Below are 293 nucleotides of genomic sequence, written 5' to 3' on the forward strand. Positions count from 1 at the left end.
CTGACCGATGGCGAGGCGCTGGTGCATGTGTCCGGCCACCCCCGTCGCAACGAGCTGAAGCAGATGTATGAGTGGATTCGGCCTGAGATCCTCGTGCCCGTCCATGGCGAGGCCCAGCACCTGACCGCGCAGAAGGAACTGGGCGAGCAGAGCGGCATCGCCCAGGTTCCGCGTGTGCGGAACGGCGACATGCTGCGCCTTGCGCCGGGTCCCGCCGAGGTGATCGGCCATGTCGAGGCCGGGCGCGTGTTCAAGGACGGCAAGCTGATCGGCGGCTTCGACGAAATGGGCAT

General features: G+C 66.9%; 1 protein-coding gene. It reads left to right on the forward strand.

The genetic code is table 11. The features are described from left to right. Positions 1-293: MBL fold metallo-hydrolase RNA specificity domain-containing protein (locus B4E36_RS03765; protein WP_345899999.1), on the forward strand; the 293-nt coding region annotated here is incomplete at both ends.

Source organism: Martelella sp. UBA3392 (genome assembly GCF_002358775.1).
GTDB classification, from domain to species: Bacteria; Pseudomonadota; Alphaproteobacteria; order Rhizobiales; family Rhizobiaceae; genus Martelella; species Martelella mediterranea.